The 19717-nt window shown below is 61.1% G+C and carries 21 protein-coding genes and 1 pseudogene; 6 read left to right on the top strand and 16 right to left on the bottom strand.

All coding sequences use genetic code 11. The annotated features are described in order from the left end of the window. The first annotated feature begins 47 nt into the window (after positions 1-47). Together AC1Z24_RS28305 and AC1Z24_RS28300 are read left to right on the top strand one after the other, a co-directional pair. On the top strand, positions 48-353 hold the full coding sequence (locus tag AC1Z24_RS28305) for a PsiF family protein (RefSeq protein ID WP_483743622.1): 306 nt from the start codon (positions 48-50) through the stop codon (positions 351-353). Positions 354-514: 161 nt separating this feature from the next. Then, positions 515-1525: an AI-2E family transporter gene (locus tag AC1Z24_RS28300; RefSeq protein WP_483743621.1), complete on the top strand. Its 1011-nt coding sequence runs from the start codon at positions 515-517 to the stop codon at positions 1523-1525. A gap of 86 nt (positions 1526-1611) precedes the next feature. Here the strand turns inward: AC1Z24_RS28300 and AC1Z24_RS28295 are convergent, their stop codons facing one another. Continuing rightward, positions 1612-2877: an Hsp70 family protein gene (locus AC1Z24_RS28295; RefSeq protein WP_483743620.1), complete on the bottom strand. Its 1266-nt coding sequence runs from the start codon at positions 2875-2877 to the stop codon at positions 1612-1614. A gap of 302 nt (positions 2878-3179) precedes the next feature. On the opposite strand from AC1Z24_RS28295, the gene cbpA reads away from it, so the two are divergent. Beyond that, positions 3180-4121 (top strand): curved DNA-binding protein, encoded by a 942-nt coding sequence (gene cbpA, locus AC1Z24_RS28290; protein ID WP_483743619.1) that lies wholly within the window; start codon positions 3180-3182, stop codon positions 4119-4121. Between the two features lie 206 nt (positions 4122-4327). Here the strand turns inward: cbpA and AC1Z24_RS28285 are convergent, their stop codons facing one another. Next, the gene (locus tag AC1Z24_RS28285; RefSeq protein WP_483743618.1) at positions 4328-4618 is read right to left on the bottom strand and encodes a type II toxin-antitoxin system RelE/ParE family toxin; all 291 of its coding nucleotides are present in this window, start codon (positions 4616-4618) and stop codon (positions 4328-4330) included. Continuing rightward, positions 4596-4843 (bottom strand): annotated as a pseudogene (locus AC1Z24_RS28280) (CopG family ribbon-helix-helix protein). The gene AC1Z24_RS28285 and the pseudogene AC1Z24_RS28280 overlap by 23 nt, the downstream one beginning before the upstream one ends. 528 nt (positions 4844-5371) lie before the next feature. On the opposite strand from AC1Z24_RS28280, the gene AC1Z24_RS28275 reads away from it, so the two are divergent. Beyond that, positions 5372-5590, top strand: coding sequence for a DUF6124 family protein (locus AC1Z24_RS28275; protein WP_483743617.1), 219 nt, complete (start codon positions 5372-5374; stop codon positions 5588-5590). A 138-nt stretch (positions 5591-5728) separates the two neighbouring features. Here the strand turns inward: AC1Z24_RS28275 and AC1Z24_RS28270 are convergent, their stop codons facing one another. Further along, complete coding sequence (locus AC1Z24_RS28270; protein ID WP_483743616.1) at positions 5729-6865, bottom strand: sensor histidine kinase; 1137 nt, start codon at positions 6863-6865, stop codon at positions 5729-5731. A 198-nt stretch (positions 6866-7063) separates the two neighbouring features. On the opposite strand from AC1Z24_RS28270, the gene AC1Z24_RS28265 reads away from it, so the two are divergent. Both AC1Z24_RS28265 and AC1Z24_RS28260 read left to right on the top strand, forming a co-directional pair. Next, a complete protein-coding gene (locus AC1Z24_RS28265) occupies positions 7064-7249 on the top strand; it encodes a hypothetical protein (RefSeq protein ID WP_483743615.1) in 186 nt (61 codons plus the stop codon). A 275-nt stretch (positions 7250-7524) separates the two neighbouring features. After that, on the top strand, positions 7525-7899 hold the full coding sequence (locus AC1Z24_RS28260) for a thioredoxin family protein (RefSeq protein WP_483743614.1): 375 nt from the start codon (positions 7525-7527) through the stop codon (positions 7897-7899). A gap of 53 nt (positions 7900-7952) precedes the next feature. Here the strand turns inward: AC1Z24_RS28260 and ureC are convergent, their stop codons facing one another. The 12 genes from ureC to AC1Z24_RS28200 form a co-directional block, all read right to left on the bottom strand. Then, entirely contained in the window at positions 7953-9653 is a 1701-nt protein-coding gene (gene ureC, locus AC1Z24_RS28255) for an urease subunit alpha (RefSeq protein ID WP_483743613.1), read from the bottom strand. Positions 9654-9796: 143 nt separating this feature from the next. Then, positions 9797-10102, bottom strand: a complete 306-nt coding sequence (locus tag AC1Z24_RS28250) for an urease subunit beta (RefSeq protein ID WP_483743612.1) — start codon at positions 10100-10102, stop codon at positions 9797-9799. Beyond that, positions 10099-10632, bottom strand: a complete 534-nt coding sequence (locus AC1Z24_RS28245; protein ID WP_483743611.1) for an N-acetyltransferase family protein — start codon at positions 10630-10632, stop codon at positions 10099-10101. Before AC1Z24_RS28245 ends, AC1Z24_RS28250 begins: the two co-directional genes overlap by 4 nt. An 11-nt stretch (positions 10633-10643) precedes the next feature. Then, positions 10644-11186 carry an N-acetyltransferase family protein gene (locus AC1Z24_RS28240; protein WP_483743610.1) on the bottom strand — a complete coding sequence of 181 codons (543 nt, stop codon included), beginning with the start codon at positions 11184-11186 and terminating at the stop codon, positions 10644-10646. Between the two features lie 30 nt (positions 11187-11216). Further along, a complete protein-coding gene (ureA, locus tag AC1Z24_RS28235; protein ID WP_218227681.1) occupies positions 11217-11519 on the bottom strand; it encodes an urease subunit gamma in 303 nt (100 codons plus the stop codon). Positions 11520-11645: 126 nt separating this feature from the next. After that, a complete protein-coding gene (locus AC1Z24_RS28230) occupies positions 11646-12485 on the bottom strand; it encodes an urease accessory protein UreD (protein WP_483743609.1) in 840 nt (279 codons plus the stop codon). Positions 12486-12523: 38 nt separating this feature from the next. Next, positions 12524-13222: an urea ABC transporter ATP-binding subunit UrtE gene (gene urtE, locus AC1Z24_RS28225; RefSeq protein WP_259110856.1), complete on the bottom strand. Its 699-nt coding sequence runs from the start codon at positions 13220-13222 to the stop codon at positions 12524-12526. A 101-nt stretch (positions 13223-13323) separates the two neighbouring features. After that, positions 13324-14196 carry an urea ABC transporter ATP-binding protein UrtD gene (urtD, locus tag AC1Z24_RS28220; RefSeq protein ID WP_259110858.1) on the bottom strand — a complete coding sequence of 291 codons (873 nt, stop codon included), beginning with the start codon at positions 14194-14196 and terminating at the stop codon, positions 13324-13326. Further along, positions 14193-15272, bottom strand: a complete 1080-nt coding sequence (gene urtC / locus AC1Z24_RS28215) for an urea ABC transporter permease subunit UrtC (RefSeq protein ID WP_483743608.1) — start codon at positions 15270-15272, stop codon at positions 14193-14195. The genes urtD and urtC overlap by 4 nt, the downstream gene beginning before the upstream one ends. Continuing rightward, positions 15272-16861 carry an urea ABC transporter permease subunit UrtB gene (gene urtB / locus AC1Z24_RS28210; protein WP_483743607.1) on the bottom strand — a complete coding sequence of 530 codons (1590 nt, stop codon included), beginning with the start codon at positions 16859-16861 and terminating at the stop codon, positions 15272-15274. The genes urtC and urtB overlap by 1 nt, the downstream gene beginning before the upstream one ends. A 154-nt stretch (positions 16862-17015) precedes the next feature. After that, positions 17016-18281, bottom strand: a complete 1266-nt coding sequence (gene urtA / locus AC1Z24_RS28205) for an urea ABC transporter substrate-binding protein (protein ID WP_259110862.1) — start codon at positions 18279-18281, stop codon at positions 17016-17018. 277 nt (positions 18282-18558) lie between these two features. Then, on the bottom strand, positions 18559-19578 hold the full coding sequence (locus AC1Z24_RS28200; protein WP_483746728.1) for a FecCD family ABC transporter permease: 1020 nt from the start codon (positions 19576-19578) through the stop codon (positions 18559-18561). Between the last annotated feature and the right edge of the window lie 139 nt (positions 19579-19717).

Genomic DNA, 19717 nt, shown 5'->3' with positions numbered 1-19717 from the left:
TCACGACAGACTGCGCTGACTGGCGCAGCGGTCAGGGAGATGGATCGATGAATATATTGCGTGCTTCTCTGCTGTGCCTGGGCCTGCTCATGAGTACTCAGGGCTTTGCTGCCACGGCGCAACAAAACAAGATGACCACCTGCAACGCCGACGCCACCGCCAAGTCGCTCAAGGGCGATGAACGCAAGGCCTTCATGAGCACTTGCCTCAAGGCCTCCCCGGCTGCTCCGGCCGCAACAGCGCTGACGCCGCAGCAGGAAAAAATGAAGTCCTGCAATGCCGATGCGGCGAGCAAAACGCTCAAGGGCGACGCGCGCAAGACCTTCATGAGCGACTGTCTCAAGAAGAAATAATTCTTCACGCCACGCCCGGCTCGGGGCAAAAACGCGCCAACCCTGATGGCGCCTGGGTTGGCGCGTAAAATCCCCTTTCATTCTCACTCATCAGATGACTGGTTCTCGCCCCGGAACGCTGGCAGACTGCCCACCTCTTTGCGTTGCGGGTTTGAAGGGCTATGCCAACGTTTTCTTCGCGTCAGGTTTTGTTGGCCAGTTGGGTCATTATCATTGGCGGCTTGCTGCTGGTCATGCCGTTGACGCTGTTGCCCAGTCTGCTGGCGGGCCTGCTGGTCTACGAGTTGGTCAACATGCTGACCCCGCTCTTGCAGCGGCTGGTCGCTGGCGAGCGCGCCCGTTGGGTGGCGGTAGCCCTGCTGGGCACCCTGGTGGTGAGCGTACTGGCGCTGATCTTTGCTGCCGCCATCAGCTTTGTCCTGCATGAGGCGGAAAACCCCGGCGCCTTCCTCGACAAATTCATGACTTTGGTGGACCGCGCCCGCGGCCAGTTGCCGCCGATGATCGACAACTACCTGCCCGCCAGCGCCGCCGAGTTCCAGGTGTCCCTGGGCGAGTGGTTGAAACGCCACGTCGGTGAGTTGCAAACCCTGGGCAAGGGGGCGGCGCATACCTTCGTCACTCTGCTGATCGGCATGGTGCTGGGGGCGATCATCGCCTTGCAGAAGATTTCCGAAGTGCACACCCGCAAGCCATTGGCGGCTGCATTGTTCGACCGCCTGAGCCTGCTGAGCAGCGCGTTTCGCAATATTGTCTTCGCCCAGATCAAGATTTCCCTGCTCAACACCGCGTTTACCTCGGTGTTCCTGGCCGTGGTCCTGCCGTTGTGCGGCATCCACCTGCCCCTGACCAAGACCCTGATCGCCCTGACGTTCCTGCTCGGCCTGCTGCCGGTAGTGGGCAATTTGATGTCCAACACCCTGATCTTTATCGTCGGCCTGTCGCTGTCGATCTGGGTGGCGCTGGCGGCGTTGGGCTATCTGATCGTGATCCACAAGGTCGAGTACTTCCTCAACGCGCGGATCGTCGGCGGGCAGATCAATGCCAAGTCGTGGGAGTTGTTGCTGGCGATGCTGATCTTTGAATCAGCGTTCGGCCTGCCGGGGGTGGTGGCAGGGCCGATTTATTACGCTTATCTCAAGAGCGAGTTGCGTAACGCGCAGTTGGTTTGACGCAGATGTAAAACAATGTGGGACCGGCTTTAGCCGGGATTGCGCCTTCCCGGCTGAAGCCGGTCCCACAAGAAGCCATTGAGCAATCAGCCGTACCGCTTCTTCGCCTCGATCGCCAACCCGCTGCCGATACTGCCGAAGATATTGCCTTCCACATGGCGGGCATTGGGCAGCATGGCCGAGATGCTGTTGCGCAGCGCCGGGATGCCGCTGGAACCGCCGGTGAAGAACACCGTATTGACCTGATCGACCCGGGCACCGGCCTTGACCAGCAATTCGGTCACGCTGTTGCGCACCCGCTCCAGCAGCGCGTCGATAGCTTCTTCGAACATTACCCGGCTCAGATCCACGCTCAAGCCCGCTTCGATACGGTCCATCGGCAGATGGCGGCTTTCGTCGTGGGTCAGCTGGATCTTGGTTTCTTCCACTTCCATCGCCAGCCAGTGTCCGGCGCGCTGATCGATCAGCTTGAACAGACGGTCGATGCCCTGGGTGTCTTCGATGTCATAACGCATGCTGCCCAATGCCAGCTGGGATTTTTGCGAGTACACCGAGTTGATCGTGTGCCAGGTCGCCAGGTTGATGTGGGTGCTGGTGGGCATGTAGGCGCCGCTTTTCATGCGGCTGCCATAGCCGAACATCGGCATCACGCCTTGCAGGCTAAGCTGTTTGTCGAAGTCGGTCCCGCCGATGTGCACGCCACCGGTGGCCAGGATGTCTTCATGGCGGTCGTCGTAGAACCGCCGGTCCGGCGACAGGCGTACCAGGGAGAAGTCCGAAGTACCGCCGCCGATGTCGACGATCAGCACCAGTTCCTCACCGGTAATGGTCGACTCGTAGTCGAAGGCGGCAGCGATGGGTTCGTACTGGAACGAGACGTCCTTGAAGCCGATTTTGTGCGCCACGGCAGCCAGGGTGTCTTCGGCGTCCTGGTCGGCGGCGATGTCGTCATCGACGAAATGTACCGGGCGACCCAGCACCACTTCCTCGAATTCACGGCCTGCGGTGGTCTCGGCGCGCTTTTTCAGCTCGCCGATAAACAGCCCCAGCAGGTCCTTGAATGGCATGGCCGTGCCCAGCACGCTGGTGTCATGCTTGATCAGCTTGGAGCCCAGCAGGCTCTTGAGTGAGCGCATCAGGCGCCCTTCGTAGCCTTCCAGGTACTCGTGCAGGGCCAGGCGGCCGTACACCGGGCGACGTTCTTCCATGTTGAAGAACACCACTGACGGCAGGGTGATCTTGTCGTCCTCCAGCGCAATCAGCGATTCCACGCCCGGTCGCAGCCAGCCGACCGTAGAGTTGGACGTGCCGAAGTCGATACCGCAGGCACGGGCCGGGGATTGGTCATTCATGTCTTTTACGTTCCAGTCAAAAAACGGCCGCGCAGTGTATGTCAGCGCAAGCCGGATGCGTAGGGCGAAACATCGGGAATCTAAAGTTATCTGTATTTCATCACCTGACTTGAACTAGGGCCTTTGACCCCCAATCTTCAAGGCATTCCCGGGCAACGAGCGCACGCGGCTTCAAGCCAACGCGTTCGGCTGCCGATACACTTCAACGCCAATTGATCCAGATGCCTTCTTGATAAGGCGGATGCGTCGCGCAAAACACCCGTGCGTCGGGCGCCTGGACAACCGAGGATGGTAACCATTCGATGGATTTCAAAGACTATTACAAGATTCTTGGGGTTGACCCAACGGCGGACGAGAAGGCGATCAAGGCCGCGTACCGCAAGTTGGCCCGCAAGTATCACCCCGATGTGAGCAAAGAAGCCGGGGCCGAAGACAAGTTCAAGGAGGCCGGTGAGGCCTACGACGTGCTGGGCGACGCGGAAAAACGCGCCGAATACGACGAAATCCGCAAATACGGCCAACAGGGCAGGCCGTTCCAGACGCCGCCGGGCTGGCAGAGCCGCACTGGCGCGGGCGCTTATGAGAGCAATGCGGACTTCTCCGAGTTTTTCAGCTCGATCTTTGGTGGTCGCGGCCAAGGCGCGGGCGGCGGTCGGCCACGCAGCCAGGCGCGCAAGGGCCAGGATGTAGAGATGGACCTGGCGATCTTCCTCGAGGAGACCCTGGCCACCGAGTCCAAGCAAGTCAGCTTCAAGGTGCCGCAGCACAACGCGGCGGGCCAGCGCATGGCTGATATCACCAAGACCCTGAACGTGAAGATCCCGGTCGGCGTGGTCGATGGCGAGCGTATCCGCCTCAAGGGCCAAGGGGCGCCTGGGGTTGCCGGTGGCGAAAACGGTGATTTGTACCTGACCATCCGCCTGGCGCCGCATCCGCGCTTCGAGATCGAAGGCCATGACCTGGTCATCACCGTACCATTGGCGCCGTGGGAGGCCGTGCTCGGCACCAAGGTCGCGGTCCCGACCCTGACCGGCAAGATCAACCTGACCATCCGCCCCGACAGCCAGAACGGCCAGCGCCTGCGTGTTAAAGGCAACGGCCTGCAGAACAAGCAGGGCAGCCGTGGCGACCTGCTGGCACAGATCAAGATCGTCATGCCCAAGACCACCGACGACGCCACTCGCGCGATGTGGAAGGCCCTGGCGGACAAGGCCGGGTTTGACCCGCGGGCGCAGTGGAATTGATGGGTGGTCCGGTCTTTTTGTAGGACTGGCCGCTGGATCACTCGTAGGACCGGCTTTAGCCGGGAGCGGGCCGTCACCTGCGCAGCATTTTTCTAAGCAGGAATGCCGCCCTCCCGGCTAAAGCCGGTCCTACAGGGGGCTCGCGGGGTTCGCAGAAAGTCTGGCCTGACGCATGACCAGTTCAGATGAAAGTGCATCGTTTGATATCACCAACAGTCGGCCCGTTCAGTACGTTGATGAACTACTCGCAGAACCTGAATCCTGCCTCTTTCTATCCGATACAGCGCAATCAGCGGATATCGGCTAAACACCAACTGACGTACATCAGGGTCCTGCGAAGGGCGCCCCATCCCACTGAACGTTGTTAGCTGCGTCAGTGCCGCAATGACCTGAGCTATGAGGGCGTCTGCTGCTTTTGTGCCTGCTTGTGCTTCGTAATGCTCATGAATACCTTCCAGATCGCGGTCTGCCTTTTCAGTCAGTGCGATTGTTAGCACGCGCGATCCATTTGGCTTTTACGGTTTCAAGGTCGATAAGGCGACCTGCATCGGCGTCAGCAATGCCCTCCTGAATGGCGCGCAGATACCACGACTCGGTCTCCACGTAGCGTGCCAGCGCGCGTTGCAGGTGATATTGGCGATCTTGATCAGTGGCGAGAGCCAATTGATCCAGTTTTTCTACCAGTCACCGTCAGCACTGAATGAAAGAACGGGCGACTCCATGACGTATCCCCAGAATTGACGGCTGTAGGTGGACGGCTGAAAAGTATAGCGCTGCTGATCAAAACTCGACGAGGGATGTCCTTTTGAATGGATCATGGGTTTTGGCGTCTCGAAAATTGGAAGGTGCATAAAGTTAGCAACGTTACCTGCGCTCCATGCGGTATATGGTTGTTACCTGATGCGTGTTTTCCCATGTCTCGAAAAGCGCTGATAGCAGGACGCTTCCCTTTCTTTTGAGTGAAATTTCCGAGAAAATCCGGACCCCTTGCGCCTGCCGATTCGGCTCTCTAACCTCCTGCCGTCGCTGCAAAATCAGCGATCAGGCCATGGTAGGTCTGGAGTATGTAGGCGCACCGCGCCACCTTTAGCGAGGCGCTTTTTTACGGCCTGAGTTTTGGTGGCCGTATGCAGGACGCCCTCGGGCGAGCCGGGTGCCTACAACCGGACTACCAGCCTGTGTACGGCCGCCACCCAATCGTCTGGTAGCGAGTAAGTGTCGGCTCCTCACAAGTTGTAGGAGTTGTACCCATGAAAGAAATCACCCCCGATTTACTGCTGATCGCCAATCCCGCCCTGACTCCCCAACAGGCGCATGTCCAGGCCTCGGACATGCTGCGCTGCACCCTGGCGGCTACCCATGAATATGGCGAGAGCCTGAGCGGGCGTTCGCGGCATTTGATGTTTGCGGTGTTGCATCAGCTGGAGGGGATCAATGCGATGATTGATCGGTCGCTGGCGATGGAGTGATGGCGCGCGGTTGACGCTTTATTGTGGGACCGGCTTCAGCCGGGAAGGCAATGTGACAGGCGCTAAAGATGCACTGGCTGTACCGGCCGTTTCCCGGCTAAAGCCGGTCCCACAAGGCAGTGTTCCAAGTCATGCCGTCTATGCCTGGCTTCTGGGCAGCACCACGGTAAAGGTGGTGCCGTCGCCGATGGTCGACGTCACGGTGATGCTGCCGCCGTGGGCCATGACCACTTCCTTGACGATAAACAGCCCCAGGCCAAGACTGGTCGAGGGGTTTTGCGGGCCGGAGGTTTCGCTGGCCGCCCGTACCAGCGGGTCGAAGATGCTGCCGATGGCATCTTCGGCAATCGGCTCGCCCTTGTTATGCACGCTCAGGACTACGTGATCTTCTTCACCGATGAGCTTGATATCGATCTCATGGTGATCGGCGCCGTGCTGAATGGCATTGCCGATCAGGTTTTGCAGCAGTTGGTTAAGGCGCCCGTGATCCCACTGGCCCTGGGTGTCGCCGCGCACATTGAGTTGCGGGTTCTGCCCCGGCCGGGCGGCGCAGGCTTCGGCGATGGCTTCGCGGCAGGCCACAGCCAGGTCCATGGGCTTGCAGTCGATGGGCAGGCTGGCGCCCAGGCGGCTGCGGACGAACTCCAGCAGATCACTGACCATGCCACCCATGTGCCGGGTGCCGATCTTGATATGGGAGATATACGCCAGGGCCTTGTCGTCGAGATTGGCGGTAAGGGCCAGGCGCTCGGTGGACATGCTCACCGCCTGCAACGGCGCGCGCAGGTCATGGCCGAGAATGGCCAGGAAGATATCCCGCGAGCGGTCGACCTGTTCGGCATAGGCGGCGGTGGACTCGGCCAAGGCTTCGTCGATGGCTTCGTTGAAACGGATCATGTCCTGGAGGTAGGCGATATCCGGCGAGGTCAGGCTCTCTACCCACAGGCGAATGACCGTAGCGCGCAGATGGCGAAACTCCGAGGTCATCTGCACCAGGTCGAAACCGACGATATGGCGCAGCTCGCCATGACTGGCGGCGGCCTCATCCAGGCTCGGGGTTTTGCCCGGCTCTTCGCCCCTGGCCTTCTCGATTTGCTCACGCTTGCTTTGCGCGGTCTGCATATCCCGTGACGCGGCCAGCAGGATCGATTTGGCATGGTCGCGCAGCTCGACGCGATCCATTGAGTCGGCCGCCGGCTTGAGGGACCTGGCAAAGTCCTCCCACTCGTCGACGATGCGATCTACATGGGCAACGATAAAGTCGGACAGACGCATAACCAGTTACCTCAACGAGAAGCCCGTGATCTTAGCGCCTTTGCGGTTTCCGACAAATAGCCGTTGCGCGGTTATAAAACGGCCTTTACTGAATATCAAGGTCTCGACGGATGGGCCACTGTCGTTTGTCAGTCTTCAGGTTTTTGGCCGAAAACGGATAAGTACGTGGAGGCAGGTGAGCAGAGCGGGAGATCTATCATGTTGAAAGAGGAGTTTTCTGCGTTTGTCGAAACGCAGATCAACCTGGCGGCACAGGGCATCGCCACCAACAAAAGCGCAAAGCGGGATGACGTAGGGTTCGGCCAGCTTGGCTTTACCTGGCGCTGCGCCGATGGCTGCAGGGCAAGTCCAGCGCTGAAGATATCGGCCTTTTTGATGCGGTGAATGACTCATTGCAAGCCTTGCAGTTGCTCAAGAGTGGTGAAGCCTTTTTGGCGCGTCTTGGCAGTAGTCCTGAACAATAGGTCGCGCCCCATTGGCTGGTTTATCGCAGTCTTGCCCATTCAAATTTTCTGAGAGGAAGCCGTTTCACTCAGATAAACGGACTTTACTTGAAGACGCTCCATCACTATCGCGGCCTCTGCACGTTGTCGGCTTACCGGTGCCCTTCCATGTCAGGTTGAGACTAGCCAGGAGCATAACCAACAGGGAGCTGGATCATGAGTGTCATAACCGTTACAGACTCAACCTTCGAAGCAGAAGTACTGCAAAGTCAATTGCCCACCGTGGTTGAATTCACCTCTCGGACAAAGACCAATACAAGTGGTGCTGAGAATTCCTATGCAAAAATGGACAGGACTGTCGACAGCCTGGAGGCCAGCTACGCTGGCACGGTCAGGTTCGTCAGGATCGAGATCGAGCTGAACCCGTTGACTTCGGCGAAATACGAAATCGGCGGACTGACTCTGGTACTGATCACGGATGGGGCTCGGGCGAAAGACAGCAGCGGTGCTCAGGTGGATGATCTGGTGGGGAACAATACCAGTGAGCAGGTCAGCACTTGGGTCAGCCGAATTGGCGGCGGCAAACCTTAACCTGCGAGATGCGCGGGGCCTGGCTGCAAAGCGAGGCCCTTGCTGATTGCGCGTTAGAACAGAAAGTAGCGCTGCGCCATTGGCAGCACATCCGCCGGTTCGCACCATAGCAACACGCCGTCGGCCTTGACCTGGTAGGTCTGTGGGTCGACGTCGATGTCGGGCAGGTAGTCGTTGTGGATCAGGTCTTTCTTCTGCACGCTGCGGCAGCCCTTGACCACGCTGATCTGTTTTTTCAGACCAAGGGTCGCCGGTACGCCTGCGTCGAAGGCCGCCTGGCTGATGAAGGTCAGGCTGGTGGCGTGCAGCGAGCTGCCAAAGCTTGCGAACATCGGGCGGTAGTGCACCGGTTGCGGGGTCGGGATCGAGGCGTTGGCATCGCCCATGAGGCTGGCGGCAATGGCGCCGCCCTTGAGGATCAGCGTCGGCTTGACGCCGAAGAACGCCGGGCGCCAGAGCACCAGGTCGGCCCACTTGCCCACTTCGATCGAGCCCACTTCATGGCTGATGCCGTGGGTGATGGCCGGGTTGATCGTATATTTGGCGATGTAACGCTTGGCGCGGAAGTTGTCGTTGCCCTCGCCATCCTGAGGCAGCGGGCCGCGCTGCTTCTTCATTTTGTCGGCGGTCTGCCAGGTGCGCATGATCACTTCGCCAACCCGGCCCATGGCCTGGCTGTCGGAGCTGAGCATGGAGAACGCCCCCAGGTCGTGCAGGATGTCTTCGGCGGCGATGGTCTCGCGGCGGATACGGCTTTCGGCAAAGGCGACGTCTTCGGCGATGCTTGGGTCCAGGTGATGGCAGACCATCAGCATGTCCAGGTGTTCGTCGATGGTGTTGCGGGTGAACGGCCGCGTCGGGTTGGTCGAGCTGGGCAGCACGTTGGGGAAGCCGCAGGCCTTGATGATGTCCGGGGCATGGCCGCCACCGGCGCCTTCGGTGTGATAGGTGTGGATAGTGCGGTTCTTGAACGCGGCCAGGGTGGTTTCGACGAAGCCGGATTCGTTCAGGGTGTCGGTGTGAATGGCCACCTGTACGTCGTATTCGTCGGCCACGCTCAGGCAGTTGTCGATGGCCGCAGGGGTGGTGCCCCAGTCTTCATGCAGCTTGAGGCCGATGGCCCCGGCCTTGACCTGCTCGACCAGCGGCCCCGGCAGGCTGACGTTGCCTTTGCCGGTGAAGCCGATGTTCATCGGGAACGAGTCGGCGGCCTGGAGCATGCGCGCCATATGCCATGGCCCCGGCGTCACGGTGGTGGCGTTGGTCCCCGTGGCCGGGCCGGTGCCGCCGCCGATCATGGTGGTCACGCCACTCATCAGGGCTTCTTCGATCTGCTGTGGGCAGATGAAGTGAATGTGGGTGTCGACGCCGCCTGCTGTAAGAATCATGCCTTCACCGGCGATGACTTCGGTGGCGGCGCCAATGGCAATGGTCACGTCCGGCTGGATATCCGGGTTACCGGCCTTGCCGATGGCGGCGATGCGGCCGTTTTTGATGCCGACGTCGGCCTTGACGATGCCCCAGTGGTCGATGATCAGGGCGTTGGTGATCAGGGTGTCAACCACTTCGGCGGCCAGCAGTTGGCCCTGGCCCATGCCATCACGAATGACCTTGCCACCGCCGAACTTCACTTCTTCGCCGTAGATGGTGAAGTCCTTCTCGACTTCGATCCACAGCTCGGTGTCCGCCAGGCGAACCTTGTCGCCAACGGTGGGGCCGAACATGTCGGCGTAGGCTTGTCGGCTAATCTTCATCTCTCGTGCCTCGGATTCAGAGCTGCGAGCTTCTAGCTGCAAGCTTCAAGTAAAAGCGGATCACAAGGGCTGGCAGCTGCTGCTTCTTGCAGCTTGTGGCTTGCAGCTTGTGGCTGGATCTGGCATCGCGCCTGGAGTTAAATTCAAAGATCCCCCATCACCCGCCCGGCAAACCCGAACACCCGGCGATGCCCGGCCAGGTCCACCAATTCCACTTCCCGCGACTGCCCAGGCTCAAAGCGTACGGCGGTGCCGGCGGGGATGTTCAGGCGCATGCCGCGGCTGGCGGCGCGGTCGAAGGTCAGGGCGTCGTTGGTTTCGAAAAAGTGAAAATGCGAGCCGACCTGGATCGGCCGGTCGCCGCTGTTGGCGACGCTCACGGTGATCGTGCGGCGCCCGGCATTGAGTTCGATGTCACCGGGCTGGATCTGGTATTGGCCAGGAATCATGCGGGTTGTCCCAAAGTCTTGAAGTAGATGGCGGTCGGCGTGTAGCGGCCGTCCGGGCTTTGACAGTAGTTGGGCAGTTCGCCCACCCGGGTGTAGCCCAGGGCGCGATAGAAGGCTTCGGCGCCAGACCCGGCTTCGGTGTCCAGGTACAGCAGGCCGCGCTTGTGCTGCTGGGCCATCTGTTCGACAGCCTTCATCAGCTGGCTGCCCAGGCCGCGGCCCTTGGCGTTGTCGCGCACCATGAGTTTCTGGATTTCAGCTCGGTTGCGCCCGTTGGCTTTCTGGCACAGAGCCAGTTGGGCGCTGGCCAGGACTTCCTCGTCCTGCACCACCACCCATAACAGCAGGCTGCCGCTGGTGACTTCACTTTTCAGGCTGTCACACCAGGCGTAGGCCTGTTCGCTGTCCAGGTCGGCCATGAACCCCACCGAGGCGCCGTGCTGCACGGCATCCAATAACAGTTCGACCAAACCATGGCGGTAATGCGCAAAGCTTTCAGCGTTCACACGTCGTAACTGGGCAGGGTTCATAGAGGGGCTCTCTAGTGGGATTTCGGGGCTTGTGAGGCCGGGGCCACAGCGCCCGGCGACAGGTCCAGTTGCATGAAGGTCAGGTCCAGCCAACGGCCGAACTTGGTGCCCACCTGGGGCATTTGCCCGGTGGTGATGAAACCGAGGCGTTCGTGCAGGCCTACGGACGCGGCGTTACCACTTTCGATAGCCGCGACCATCATGTGCTTGTCGCACAGGCGCGCGCGTTCGATCAGGGCTTGCATCAGCAGCGGGCCGAGGCCTTTGCCGCGCTGGTCAGCGCGCACATAGACCGAGTGTTCGACGGTGTGACGGAAGCCTTCGAAGGGCCGCCAGTCACCGAACGAGGAATAACCCAGGACCTGGCCGTCGTCCTGGACGGCGACGAGGATCGGATAAGCCTGGGTCTTGCGCGCGTCAAACCATGCCTGGCGGTTGGCCAGCTCCACGGGTTGTTCGTTCCAGATCGCCGTGGTGTTGAGTACGGCGTCGTTGTAGATGTCCAGCACGCCCGGCAGGTCGGCGGGCAGTGCATCGCGAATCAGGAAAGTCATGGGCAGTTCTGCGTCCTTGTTGTGCTCGGCTCAGGCGATCGGCTGGTGCACCGTGACCAGTTTGGTGCCGTCAGGGAAGGTGGCCTCGACCTGAATCTCCGGGATCATTTCCGGGATGCCTTCCATGACTTGCTCACGGCTGAGCAGGGTTGTGCCGAAATGCATCAGCTCGGCGACGGTCTGGCCGTCCCGGGCGCCTTCAAGCAGCGCCGCTGAAATATAGGCCATGGCCTCGGGGTAGTTGAGCTTCACACCCCGGGCCAGGCGCCGTTCGGCGACCAGGCCGGCAGTGAAGATCAGCATTTTGTCTTTTTCGCGTGGGGTCAGGTCCATGTTTGTTCCGTATAAAAAGTGGCAGATCGTTGGAGCGAGGCTTGCCCGCGAACCAAGCGACGCGGTGTATCAGGCAAACGGTGTTGAGGCCTTCGCGGGCAAGCCTCGCTCCCACAAATTAAAATTTCAGGTACTCCAGATCCTCGGTGCCACCGCCTCGCGCCCCAGCAATACCGGGCGCAACAGCTTCCATAATGCAATCAGCCAGGCCCGGGCATGCAGCGCCTCGTCGGCCAGGCAGCGGGCGACCAGCAGCCCCGGCAGTTGGGTCAGGTCGCCGCGCACGTTGTTGTTCAGCGAGCGACAGGTTTCCAGCAGTTCGCTGTCGATCTCGCCAGTAATCAGCAGGGTGGCGAATACGCTCTTGCCGTCCAGGCCCATGGGCGAGTCGAGCAGGCCGTCTCCGCCGATGATGCGTTGCCGTTCGTGCCAGAGCAATTGGCCATCGCGGCGGATATCCAGGTGCGACTGAAAATGCCCCTGGGCGAAACGTTCGTCGCTGGCCGGTCGGCCCAAGGCCACCACATCCCAGTAAAGCAGGCGAGCGTCACCTTGCAGTTCGATACGGGTGGTGAGTTCGGCCTGGGCGGCGCTGAACACGATGGTTTCCTGGGGCAGCCATTCCAGCGTGGCGCCGGGGGCCACCTTCAATTCAAGCTGCTGATAGGCCGGGCCTGCGGCGCGATACCACTTGGCCGCGCCGGGGCTGGTCAGTTGCGCCCAGGCATCGGGGCCGACCGTGGCCGAGATATTCAGCCGGTCACCGCCCGCGATACCCCCGGGGGGGTGGACGATGATGTGCTGGCAGACTTGCGGGCCTTCGGCATACAGGTGTTTCTGCACGCGCAGCGGGCCGATATGGCGCCGTTGCACCGGCCGCGTGCTGTCGCCGAAACGTCCATAGCCCAACTCCAGCTCGGCGTGCCAGCTGGGGGTGAACAGGGCGGTGTGGGCAGGAAGATTCATAGGGTTCGTTGTCGTTCTGTGAAGGTGAGCACCTTAGATCAAATCGTTACCAGGCCGCGAACACCTTCGCTTTCCATATTCTCGCCACGGCCCTGTTGGACGATTTCGCCACGGGACATCACCAGGTATTGATCGGCCAGCTCGGCGGCGAAATCGTAGAACTGCTCCACCAGCAGAATCGCCATGTCGCCGCGCTCGGCGAGCTTCTTGATCACGGCGCCAATCTCCTTGATCACCGACGGCTGGATGCCTTCGGTGGGTTCGTCGAGGATCAGCAAGCGCGGACGACTGGCCAGGGCCCGGCCGATGGCCAACTGCTGTTGCTGGCCGCCGGACAGGTCGCCGCCACGGCGTTGCTTCATTTGCAGCAGCACCGGGAACAATTCGTAGATAAAGGCCGGGACTTCCTTGGCTTCGGAGCCAGGAAAGCGCGACAGGCCCATCAACAGATTTTCTTCAACGGTCAGGCGGCCGAAGATCTCGCGGCCCTGGGGCACGTAAGCGATCCCGGCATGCACGCGTTGATGGGGCTTGAAGCCGGTAATGGCCTTGCCTTCCCACTGCACCGAGCCCTCCTTGGACGGCAACAGGCCCATCAGCACCTTGAGCAGCGTGGTCTTGCCCACGCCGTTACGGCCCAGCAGGCAGGTCACTTCGCCGATCTTCACGTCAAAGGACAGACCGCGCAGGATGTGGCTGCCGCCGTAATACTGGTGAAGCTTTTCAACTTGGAGCATTCGTTCGTTCCTCACAAGCGGCGAGCTACAAGCTTCAGGCCGCAAGAAAAAGCAGTTTCTAGCTTGTCGCTTGCAGCTCGAAGCTCGCAGCTGGGCGCTTTTCAGCGCCCCAGATATACCTCGATCACCCGCTCATCCGCCTGCACTTCTTCCAGCGATCCTTCGGCCAGTACGCTGCCCTGGTGCAGCACTGTGACGTGGTCGGCGATGGTGCCGACGAAGCCCATATCGTGCTCCACCACCATCAGTGAATGCTTGCCCGCCAGGCTCTTGAACAGTTCGGCAGTGAATTCGGTTTCGGCGTCGGTCATGCCCGCTACCGGCTCGTCGAGCAGCAGCAATTGCGGGTCCTGGACCAGCAGCATGCCGATCTCTAGGAATTGTTTCTGACCGTGGGACAGCAAGCCCGCCGGGCGATGCATAGACGTGGTCAGGCGGATGGTGTCGAGCACTTGGGCGATGCGGTCCTGCTGTTCGCCACTCAGGCGCGCGCGCAGGCTGGCCCAGACCGATTTGTCGGTCTTCTGCGCCAGCTCGAGGTTTTCGAACACGCTGAGGGCTTCGAATACCGTGGGTTTCTGGAACTTGCGACCGATCCCGGCCTGGGCGATCTGCACTTCGCTCATTTGGGTCAGGTCCAGGGTTTCGCCGAACCAGGCCTTGCCGTGACTGGGGCGAGTCTTGCCAGTGATCACGTCCATCAGGGTGGTCTTGCCCGCGCCGTTGGGGCCGATGATGCAGCGCAGCTCGCCAACGCCGATGTACAGGTTCAGGTCGTTCAGGGCCTTGAAACCGTCGAAGCTGACGCTGATGTCTTCCAGGGTCAGGATGGTGCCGTGGCGCGTGTTGAGGCCCTGGCCCGCCGCCTGGCCGAGGCCGATGGCGTCACGGCTGGTGCCGGCGTCCTTGTTCGGCGACAGCAGCGGCTCGTAGGCCGGTTCCAGCATGAACGAGGGAGTCGGAGTGGTTTTCATTGTTCGCCCCTTTTCTTGAGCAGACCAATCACACCCTTGGGCAGGTACAGGGTCACGATGATGAACAGTGCGCCGAGGAAGAATAGCCAGTACTCGGGGAAGGCCACGGTGAACCAGCTCTTCATGCCGTTTACCAATCCGGCGCCGAGCAGCGGGCCGATCAGCGTGCCGCGCCCGCCCAGAGCAACCCAGACGGCAGCCTCGATGGAGTTGGTCGGCGACATTTCGCTGGGGTTGATGATGCCGACTTGCGGCACATACAAAGCCCCCGCCAGACCGCATAACACCGCGCTCAACACCCAGACGAACAGTTTGAAGCCGCGCGGATCGTAGCCGCAGAACATCAAGCGGTTTTCGGCGTCGCGCACGGCGGTCAGTACCCGGCCGAACTTGCTCTGGGCCAGGCGCCAGCCAAGGAACAGGCTGGCGACCAGCAGCACCACCGTGGCGATAAACAGCGCCGCCCGGGTGCCCTGGGAGCTGATGCTGAAGCCGAGAATGCTACGGAAGTTGGTGAAGCCGTTATTGCCGCCGAAGCCGGTTTCGTTGCGGAAGAACAGCAGCATGCCGGCGAAGGTCAGGGCCTGGGTCATGATCGAGAAATACACGCCCTTGATCCGCGAACGGAAGGCGAAGAAACCGAAGACCAGCGCCAGCAGCCCTGGCGCCAGTACCACCAGACACATGGCCCAGAGGAAGTGTTGGGTGCCGCTCCAGTACCACGGCAGTTCGGTCCATGACAGGAAGGTCATGAAGGCGGGCAATTCATCTCCCGATGCCTGGCGCATCAGGTACATGCCCATGGCGTAGCCGCCGAGGGCGAAGAACAGGCCGTGGCCCAGGGACAGCAGCCCGGCGTAGCCCCAGACCAGGTCCAGGGCCAGGGCGACGATGGCGTAGCAAAGGATCTTGCCGACCAGGGTCAGGGTATAGGCCGACACTTGCAGGCTGTTGTCGGCAGGCAACAGCGACAGCAGCGGCAGGGCCAGCAATACGGCCAGTACCACGGCGCCAATCGCCAGCGTGCCCTTGGGGCCGACCTTTTGTGCAGCAGTTAGCATCAATGGCTGGCTCATCAGTCGATCACCCGTCCTTTCAGTGCGAAGAGGCCTTGCGGACGTTTCTGGATAAACAGAATGATCAACGCCAGGATGAGGATCTTGCCCAGTACGGCACCGATCTGCGGTTCGAGAATCTTGTTGGCGATGCCCAGGCCGAAGGCTGCGGTGATGCTACCGGCCAACTGGCCGACACCGCCGAGCACCACCACCAGGAACGAGTCGATGATGTAGCTCTGACCAAGGTCCGGGCCGACGTTGCCGATCTGGCTGAGGGCCACGCCGCCGAGTCCGGCGATGCCGGAACCCAGGCCGAAAGCCATCATGTCGATACGCCCGGTGGGCACGCCGCAGCAGGCGGCCATGTTGCGATTCTGGGTCACGGCGCGCACGTTCAGGCCCAGACGGGTCTTGTTCAGCAGCAGCCACGTCAGCAGCACGACGAACAGGGCGAAGGCGATGATGACGATGCGGTTGTATGGCAGCACCAGGTTGGGCAGCACCTGGATCCCGCCAGACAGCCATTCGGGGTTGGCGACTTCGACGTTCTGCGCACCGAAGATCAAGCGCACCGCCTGGATCAGCATCAGGCTGATGCCCCATGTGGCGAGCAGGGTTTCCAGCGGGCGACCGTACAGATGGCGGATTACCGTACGTTCCAGGGCCATGCCGATCAGCGCGGTGATCAGGAAGGCCACCGGCAGCGCCACCAGCGGATAGAACTCCAGCGCCCCCGGTGCATAGCGTTGGAAAAACAGCTGCACCATGTAGGTCGAGTAGGCGCCCAGCATCAGCATCTCGCCGTGGGCCATGTTGATCACGCCCAGCAGGCCGAAGGTGATCGCCAGGCCCAAGGCCGCGAGCAGCAGGATCGAACCGAGGGAAATGCCGCTGAATACCTGACCGAGCACTTCGCCGATCATCAGCTTGCGTTTGACCTGGGCCAGGCTGGTCTCGGCGGCCAGGTGCACGGTGGCATCCGGTTCGACGCCGGGGACGAGCAGGCCTTCAAGGCGGGTACGGGCCAGCGGGTCGCCGGTTTCACCGAGCAGGCGCACGGCAGCCAGGCGAATGGTCGGGCTGCTGTCTACCAGTTGCAGATTGGCCAGCGCCAGGCTGAGGGCGCTGCGCACTGTGGTGTCGTTTTCGTTGGCGACTTCCCGGGTCAGCAAGTCGAGTTGCGCCGGGCGCGCGCTTTTTTGCAGTTGCAGGGCAGCGTTCAGGCGCAATTTGGCGTCGGCGGCCAGCAACTGGTGACTGGCCAGGGCGTTTTCCACCAGGCCGCGCAGGCGGTTGTTCAGGCTGATGGCCTGGGGCTCATCGGGCGTCGGCGCGTCGGCGGCGGCAGGTGCGGCGGGATCGACGGCGGTGAAGCTGTCGCCATTCTGGATATAAGCGCGGTTGCTGCTGTCGGCGGCGACGCGGCCTTCCTGCAAGGCGATGATCAGTTCGACACGAGCCGGGTCGGGCTTGGCCGCCCAGGCTTCGAGCAATTCGGCACGCTCGGCGGACTCACCGGCGACAAAGTCGCTGGCATCGCTGGCGTGGGCTGCCATAGGCAGCAGTAAAGCGAGGGCAAGGATGATGCGGTGCAAGGCATTGGGCATATCGGGTGTCCTGAGAGCCAGTCCCCTCTGCCATGTAGCGCATAGAGGACTGTGGGAGCGTGGCTTGCCCGCGAATCGGTCGGTATACCGACACATTTTCAGGGTTTGAAATACCGCCTTCGCGGGCAAGCCTCGCTCCTACAAATTCAGATGCTTAGTTGCTCTTCACCGCATAGTCAGGCTTCTTGTCGTTGCCAGGGATGAACGGGCTCCACGGCTGGGCGCGGATCGGCTCCTTGGTTTTCCAGACGACGTTGAACTGACCGTCAGCCTTGATCTCGCCGATCATTACCGGCTTGTGCAGGTGGTGATTGGTCTTGTCCATGGTCAGGGTAAAGCCCGACGGCGCGGCGAAGGTCTGGCCGGCCATGGCTTCGCGAACCTTGTCGACATCAGTGGACTTGGCTTTCTCGACCGCCTGGGCCCACATGTGGATGCCCACGTAGGTGGCTTCCATCGGGTCGTTGGTCACCGCCTTGTCGGCGTTCGGCAGGTTGTGCTTCTTGGCGTAGGCTTTCCAGTCGGCGACGAACTTGGTGTTGACCGGGTTTTTCACCGATTCGAAGTAGTTCCAGGCAGCCAGGTTACCCACCAGCGGCTTGGTATCCACGCCACGCAGTTCTTCTTCGCCGACCGAGAAGGCCACGACCGGTACGTCGGTGGCTTTCAGGCCCTGGTTGCCCAGTTCCTTGTAGAACGGCACGTTGGAGTCGCCGTTGACGGTGGAGATTACAGCCGTCTTGCCGCCAGCCGAGAACTTCTTGATGTTGGCCACGATGGTCTGGTAGTCGGCATGGCCGAACGGGGTGTAGACCTCTTCGATGTCCTTGTCCGCTACACCTTTGGAGTGCAGGAACGAGCGCAGGATCTTGTTGGTGGTGCGCGGGTAGACGTAGTCGGTGCCCAGCAGGAAGAAGCGCTTGGCCGCGCCGCCGTCTTCGCTCATCAGGTACTCGACCGCAGGGATGGCCTGCTGGTTAGGCGCTGCACCGGTGTAGAACACGTTCGGCGACATTTCTTCGCCTTCGTACTGCACGGGGTAGAACAGCAGGCCGTTGAGTTCTTCGAACACCGGCAGCACCGATTTGCGCGATACCGAGGTCCAGCAGCCGAACACCACGGCGACCTTGTCCTGGGTCAGCAACTGACGGCCTTTCTCGGCGAACAGCGGCCAGTTGGAGGCCGGATCGACTACCACAGGCTCCAGCATCTTGCCGTTGACGCCACCCTTGGCGTTGATTTCGTCGATGGTCATCAGGGCCATGTCCTTCAGGGACGTCTCGGAGATGGCCATAGTCCCGGAAAGCGAATGCAGAATGCCGACCTTGATGGTCTCGGCAGCTTGAACGGTCCATGTAAGACCCATGGCGGCGATAGATGCGGACAGGGTGAAAGCTTTGATCAGACTGCGACGCTTCATTGGGCTTGCTCCATTCTTGGATTTCGACAAGACGCACGGGAATAAATACCTGTGAAGATCTTTAGCAAAGGCTGGGCCAACGAAGGAAAAGTCGTTGCAGAGCAGGAAGTTGACGAGTTGGACAGGAAATATCGCACCAAGGTGGGACTTGGGTGTGGTGCACGGATGTCAGTGCGCGCCCCGATGGTGCGTCGGGTAGGGGCATATGGGATATGTGGGACCGGCTTCAGCCGGGAAGGCGTATTCCCGGCTAAAGTCGTTCCACAGGATTCGACAATTATTTTTTGCGCATCAACCCAATAAAAAACAACCCGCCAATGGCCGCCGTGGCCACGCCTATGGGCAGGTCTTCCGGGGCGATCAGGGTGCGGGCGGCGACGTCGACCCAGATCAGAAACAGGCTGCCGAGCAACACGCACACCGGCAACAGCCGACGATGCTCGGCCCCGACCAGGCGCCGGGCGATGTGCGGGACCATCAGGCCGACAAAGCCGATGGAGCCGCTGATGGCCACCATGACCCCGGTCATCAGCGAAGCGATCAGGAACACCTTGATGCGCACGTGACGGGCGTTCAGGCCCAGGGTCACGGCGGTCTGCTCGCCTGCCATCAAAGCGTTCAAGGCCCGCGCCATGGCCAGCAGCAGGATCAGGCCGAGCAATACGCTGAGGGCCGGAATACCCAGCAACTCCCAGCGCGCCAGACCGAGGCCGCCGAGCATCCAGAACATCACGGCCGAGCTGGCGCGATGGTCGCCGAGAAACAGCAGCAGGTTGGCCAGGGCCATCATCACGAAGGACACGGCGATACCGCAGAGCAGCAGGCGATCACTGTCCAGCCGGCCGCTGCGACTGGCAATCAGCAGCACCATGAACATGCTCAACATGGCGCCAATGAACGCGGCCAGGGGCAGGGTGAGCACGCCGATGATTTCGCCGACATGCAACACCACGATCACTGCGCCCAGGGTTGCGCCGGAGGTCACGCCCAGCAGATGCGGGTCGGCCAGAGGGTTGCGGGTAACCGCTTGCAGCACCGCACCGGTCAGCGCCAGCCCGGCACCCACCAGTGCACCGAGGAGCATGCGTGGGACGCGGATCAGCCAGACGATGTGCTCCTGTCCGGCGGTCCAGGTCTGATTGACCGGGCCGAGCCCGAACAACTTGTGCAGCAGGATCTGCCCGACCACCTCAGCCGGCACCGGTGCCGGGCCGAAACCCAGGGACAGCACGCAGGACAACAGCAGGGCGGTGAACAATGCCAAGAGCAGCAGGCGGTAGCGGTGAACACCGCTCAGATCAAACACAGCACACCCTTAGGATTTGCAATGAGATTCCTTGTGGGAGCCAGCTTGCTGGCGATAGCGGTGGGTCAGTCATCAACGCTATTGCGAGTGCTACGCACTCGATCGCCACCAAGGCGGCTCCCACACGTTG

The sequence above is a fragment of the Pseudomonas sp. JL23 genome, from assembly GCF_056933585.1.
This window is presented reverse-complemented; position numbering and strand designations above follow the sequence as displayed.

Bases quoted from the DNA above. Each gene is read 5' to 3' on its own strand.
- AC1Z24_RS28305 (WP_483743622.1), top strand. From the start codon at position 48: ATGAATATATTGCGTGCTTCTCTGCTGTGCCTGGGCCTGCTCATGAGT.
- AC1Z24_RS28300 (WP_483743621.1), top strand. From the start codon at position 515: ATGCCAACGTTTTCTTCGCGTCAGGTTTTGTTGGCCAGTTGGGTCATT.
- AC1Z24_RS28295 (WP_483743620.1), bottom strand. From the start codon at position 2,877: ATGAATGACCAATCCCCGGCCCGTGCCTGCGGTATCGACTTCGGCACG.
- cbpA (WP_483743619.1), top strand. From the start codon at position 3,180: ATGGATTTCAAAGACTATTACAAGATTCTTGGGGTTGACCCAACGGCG.
- AC1Z24_RS28275 (WP_483743617.1), top strand. From the start codon at position 5,372: ATGAAAGAAATCACCCCCGATTTACTGCTGATCGCCAATCCCGCCCTG.
- AC1Z24_RS28270 (WP_483743616.1), bottom strand. From the start codon at position 6,865: ATGCGTCTGTCCGACTTTATCGTTGCCCATGTAGATCGCATCGTCGAC.
- AC1Z24_RS28265 (WP_483743615.1), top strand. From the start codon at position 7,064: ATGTTGAAAGAGGAGTTTTCTGCGTTTGTCGAAACGCAGATCAACCTG.
- AC1Z24_RS28260 (WP_483743614.1), top strand. From the start codon at position 7,525: ATGAGTGTCATAACCGTTACAGACTCAACCTTCGAAGCAGAAGTACTG.
- ureC (WP_483743613.1), bottom strand. From the start codon at position 9,653: ATGAAGATTAGCCGACAAGCCTACGCCGACATGTTCGGCCCCACCGTT.
- AC1Z24_RS28250 (WP_483743612.1), bottom strand. From the start codon at position 10,102: ATGATTCCTGGCCAATACCAGATCCAGCCCGGTGACATCGAACTCAAT.
- AC1Z24_RS28245 (WP_483743611.1), bottom strand. From the start codon at position 10,632: ATGAACCCTGCCCAGTTACGACGTGTGAACGCTGAAAGCTTTGCGCAT.
- AC1Z24_RS28240 (WP_483743610.1), bottom strand. From the start codon at position 11,186: ATGACTTTCCTGATTCGCGATGCACTGCCCGCCGACCTGCCGGGCGTG.
- ureA (WP_218227681.1), bottom strand. From the start codon at position 11,519: ATGGACCTGACCCCACGCGAAAAAGACAAAATGCTGATCTTCACTGCC.
- AC1Z24_RS28230 (WP_483743609.1), bottom strand. From the start codon at position 12,485: ATGAATCTTCCTGCCCACACCGCCCTGTTCACCCCCAGCTGGCACGCC.
- urtE (WP_259110856.1), bottom strand. From the start codon at position 13,222: ATGCTCCAAGTTGAAAAGCTTCACCAGTATTACGGCGGCAGCCACATC.
- urtD (WP_259110858.1), bottom strand. From the start codon at position 14,196: ATGAAAACCACTCCGACTCCCTCGTTCATGCTGGAACCGGCCTACGAG.
- urtC (WP_483743608.1), bottom strand. From the start codon at position 15,272: ATGAGCCAGCCATTGATGCTAACTGCTGCACAAAAGGTCGGCCCCAAG.
- urtB (WP_483743607.1), bottom strand. From the start codon at position 16,861: ATGCCCAATGCCTTGCACCGCATCATCCTTGCCCTCGCTTTACTGCTG.
- urtA (WP_259110862.1), bottom strand. From the start codon at position 18,281: ATGAAGCGTCGCAGTCTGATCAAAGCTTTCACCCTGTCCGCATCTATC.